3 protein-coding genes are annotated in these 4,359 nt (G+C 64.5%); all 3 read left to right on the top strand.

Annotated features, from left to right (window positions below; all coding sequences use genetic code 11):
* Positions 1–8 precede the first annotated feature (8 nt).
* A complete protein-coding gene (locus EOD07_RS24475; RefSeq protein WP_127237274.1) occupies positions 9–1,085 on the top strand; it encodes an ABC transporter permease in 1,077 nt (358 codons plus the stop codon).
* Complete coding sequence (locus tag EOD07_RS24470; protein ID WP_127237273.1) at positions 1,082–1,864, top strand: ATP-binding cassette domain-containing protein; 783 nt, start codon at positions 1,082–1,084, stop codon at positions 1,862–1,864. Before EOD07_RS24475 ends, EOD07_RS24470 begins: the two co-directional genes overlap by 4 nt.
* 132 nt (positions 1,865–1,996) lie before the next feature.
* On the top strand, positions 1,997–4,359 hold a 2,363-nt coding region (locus EOD07_RS24465), incomplete at its 3' end, for a glycogen/starch/alpha-glucan phosphorylase (RefSeq protein ID WP_164772481.1).

Below are 4,359 nucleotides of genomic sequence, written 5' to 3'. Positions count from 1 at the left end.
GGGATAAAATGAGCGACGACGCAACCGGCTCGGTCTCGGCCGAGCGCGGCCTTCACGGCCACGACCAGTCCGTGGCGAGCTTTGATGAGGACCGGGGTTCATTTCTCAAAACCCTGCAGCGCTTCCTGCACGAATATCCCACGGCCGTCCCGTTCATTGTCCTGGTCATCGGCATTTTGATTTTCTCGATCGCGGCAGGCGGACGGTTCTTCGCGCCGTTCAATCTTTCGCTTGTGCTGCAGCAGGTCACCATCATCGCCTTTCTGGGCATCGCCCAGACGCTGGTCATCCTCACCGCCGGCATCGATCTTTCGGTCGGCGCCATGATGGTGCTGTCGTCCATCGTCATGGGCAGGCTGACCGTCACTTACGGCGTGCCGGTCGAATTGAGCTTCGTGCTGGGCCTGCTCACCGGCCTTGTCTGCGGCCTGATCAACGGCGTTCTGGTGGCGGTGATCAAGCTGCCGCCCTTCATCGTCACGCTCGGCACCTGGAGCGTCTACGGCGCGATGGTCATCTACGTCTCGCATTCCGAGACCGTGCGCGCCCAGGACATCGAAGCGGCGGGACCGCTGCTGCAATGGCTGGGCCACACGATCAGACTGGGCGGCGGCGCGGTGCTGACCTACGGCGCCATCGCCATGATCCTGACGGCGCTGATCATCTGGTATGTGCTGAACCGTACCGCGTTCGGCCGCCATGTCTACGCCACCGGCGATGACGATGAGGCTGCGCGCCTTGCTGGTATCAACACACGCGGTGTGTTCATCGCCGTCTATACGCTCGCCGGCTTCATCTGCGCGGTCGCCGCCTGGGCGCTCATCGGCCGCATCGGTGCTGCAAGCCCGCTCGGCAACCAGACCGCCAATCTCGATGCCATCACCGCCGTGGTGATCGGCGGCACCTCGCTGTTCGGCGGCCGCGGCTCGCTGGTCGGCACGCTGTTCGGCGCGCTGATCGTCGGCGTCTTCCGCAATGGTCTCGCGCTAGCTGGCGTCGACTCGCTCTGGCAGGAGTTCACCGTCGGCATCCTCATCATCCTCGCCGTCACCATCGATCAGTGGATCAGGAAGATTTCGGCATGAGCACGCAGCAGCCAATTCTTCAGGCCAAAGGCCTCAACAAGCGCTACGGCAGGGTGGTGGCGCTCGACAACGCCGATTTCGACCTGATGCCCGGCGAGATCCTCGCCGTCATCGGCGACAACGGGGCCGGCAAGTCGACGCTGGTCAAGGCGCTGTGCGGCGCGGTCATCCCGGATTCCGGCGCGATCGAGCTCAACGGCCAGCCGGTGCATTTCCGCTCGCCGATCGAGGCGCGCATGGCCGGCATCGAGACCGTCTACCAGAACCTGGCGCTGTCGCCTGCGCTGTCGATCGCCGACAACATGTTCCTCGGCCGCGAGCTGCGCAAACCCGGCTTTGCCGGGCAGTGGCTGCGCCGGCTCGACCGCTCGGCCATGGCGCGAATCGCCCGCGAGAAACTGTCGGAACTCGGGCTGATGACCATCCAGAACATCAACCAGTCGGTCGAGACGCTGTCGGGCGGCCAGCGCCAGGGTGTCGCGGTGGCCCGTGCCGCCGCCTTCGGCAGCCGCGTCGTCATCATGGACGAACCGACCGCGGCGCTCGGTGTCAAGGAAAGCCGCCGCGTGCTGGAGTTGATGCTCGACGTCAAGAAGCGCGGCCTGCCGATCGTGCTCATCTCGCACAACATGCCGCATGTCTTCGAGGTGGCCGACCGCGTCCACATCCATCGCCTGGGCCGTCGTCTCGCCGTCATCGACCCCAAGCAGTATACGATGTCCGACGCCGTCGCCTTCATGACCGGCGCCAAGGCTCCGCCGGAGGTGTTGGAGGCCTGATCGCGCCGCATTGTCGCGGGGATGGCGGACCGTGGCTGCTTAAATCGATTGAAACTATGCTGCAACGCACTAAGATAGGCTGGGAGGAACGGTGAAAGCCGCTATGATCAGGCCAGCTGAACGAGAGGCGAAATGACATCCGCCATGATTGAAGTCCCTGTCCTCGACAATCCCGATCCCAAGACGCTCGCTGAAGAGGTCCTGCTGTCGCTCAAATACCGGGTCGGCAAGGACACCACCGTCGCGACGCCCTATGACTGGCTGACGGCCTCGATCAAGGTGGTGCGCGACCGCATCGTCGACCACTGGATCCAGGCGACCAAGGAAGCCTACGACCAGCAGGAAAAGCGCGTCTATTACCTTTCGCTGGAATTCCTGATCGGGCGCCTGATGCGCGACGCCTTCTCCAATCTCGGCCTGATGGAGAACATGCGCGAGGCGCTGTCCTCGCTCGGCGTCGACCTCGACCTGATCGCGGCGCTGGAGCCGGACGCCGCGCTCGGCAATGGCGGTCTCGGCCGTCTCGCCGCCTGCTTCATGGAAAGCATGGCGACCGTCGACATCCCCGCCCATGGCTACGGCATCCGCTACGCCAACGGCATGTTCCGCCAGGAAATCCAGGGCGGCTGGCAGGTCGAGCTGCCCGAGACCTGGCTCGACCACGGCAATCCCTGGGAGTTCGAGCGGCGCGAACGCTCCTTCGAGGTCGGCTTCGGCGGCTCCGTGGAATCGATCACTTCGAAGGACGGCCGGCTCGAACGCCATGTCTGGAAGCCGACCGAGCATGTGCTGGCCGTCGCCTACGACACGCCGGTGGCCGGCTGGCGCGCCAACCGCGTCAACACGCTGAGACTCTGGTCCGGCATGCCGATCGACCCGATCCTGCTCGACAAGTTCAACGCCGGCGACCACATCGGCGCGCTGGCCGAAAGCAACAAGGCCGACGCGCTGTCGCGCGTGCTCTATCCGGCCGATTCTCACATGGCCGGCCAGGAGCTGAGGCTGCGGCAGGAATATTTCTTCTCCACCGCCTCGCTGCAGGACATCGTCCAGCGGCATTTGAGCCAGTATGGCGACCTGAAATCGCTGCCCGACAAGGCGGCGATCCACCTCAACGACACCCATCCCGCGGTCGCCGTGCCGGAGCTGATGCGGCTCCTGATGGACGTCCACGGCATGGACTTCGACCTGGCCTGGGATATCACCAAGCGCACCTTCGGCTACACCAACCACACGCTGTTGCCCGAGGCGCTGGAAAGCTGGCCGGTGCCGCTGTTCGAGCGGCTTTTGCCGCGCCACATGCAGATCGTCTACGCCATCAACGCGCAGGTGCTGCTCGAGGCGCGCGCCACCAACCAGTTCTCGGGCGATCAGATCGCCCGCATCTCGCTGATCCAGGAAAATGGCGATCGGCGCGTGCGCATGGGCAATCTGGCCTTCGTCGGCTCGCATTCGATCAACGGCGTCTCGGCGCTGCACACCGAGCTGATGAAGGAAACGGTGTTCGCCGATCTCCACAAGCTCTATCCCGACCGCATCAACAACAAGACCAACGGCATCACGCCCAGGCGCTGGCTGATCCAGTGCAATCCGGGCCTGACCACGCTCGCCCGCGAGGCGATCGGCGACCGCTTCATGGACGACATCGAGGCGATCAAGGGGCTCGATCCTCTGGCCGACGACGCGGCTTTCCGCGAAAAGTTCGCCGCCGTGAAGCGGCAGAACAAGGCGCGGCTCGCCAACCTCGTCGCAGACCGTCTGGGCATCAGGCTGGACCCGTCGGCGCTGTTCGACATCCAGGTCAAGCGCATCCACGAATACAAGCGCCAGCTGCTCAACATCCTGGAGGCGATCGCGCTCTACGACCAGATCCGCTCGCATCCCGAGCGGGACTGGATGCCGCGCGTGAAATTCTTCGGCGGCAAGGCGGCGCCCAGCTATCACAACGCCAAGCTGATCATCAAACTGGCCAATGACGTCGCGAAGGTCATCAACGGCGATCCGTCGGTGCGCGGCCTGCTGAAGGTCGTGTTCGTGCCGAACTACAATGTCAGCCTGGCCGAGGTGATGATGCCGGCCGCCGACCTCTCCGAGCAGATCTCGACCGCCGGCATGGAGGCGTCGGGCACCGGCAACATGAAGTTCGCGCTGAACGGCGCGCTCACCATCGGCACGCTCGATGGCGCCAATGTCGAGATCAAGGAACATGTCGGTGACGACAACATCTTCATCTTCGGCCTCACCACGGCGCAAGTCGCCGAGCGGCGCAACAACGGCTACATTCCGCGCGGTGTGATCGAGGCCTCGCCCGAGCTGTCGCAGGCGGTATCGGCCATTTCCTCCGGCGTCTTCTCGCCCGATGATCCCGGCCGCTATCGCGACCTGATGAACGGCCTCTACCAGAGCGACTGGTTCATGGTGGCCGCCGACTTCGATTCCTACGCCGCCTGCCAGCGCGAGGTCGACGCCGTCTGGCGCAACAGCCCCGACTGGTA

It is taken from the genome of Mesorhizobium sp. M2C.T.Ca.TU.002.02.1.1, from assembly GCF_003997225.1.
Note: the sequence above shows the minus strand (reverse complement) of the source record. Positions and strands in the feature narration are given on the sequence as shown.

Coding starts and splice junctions, on each gene's coding strand:
- EOD07_RS24475 (WP_127237274.1), top strand. CDS start 9: ATGAGCGACGACGCAACCGGCTCGGTCTCGGCCGAGCGCGGCCTTCAC.
- EOD07_RS24470 (WP_127237273.1), top strand. CDS start 1,082: ATGAGCACGCAGCAGCCAATTCTTCAGGCCAAAGGCCTCAACAAGCGC.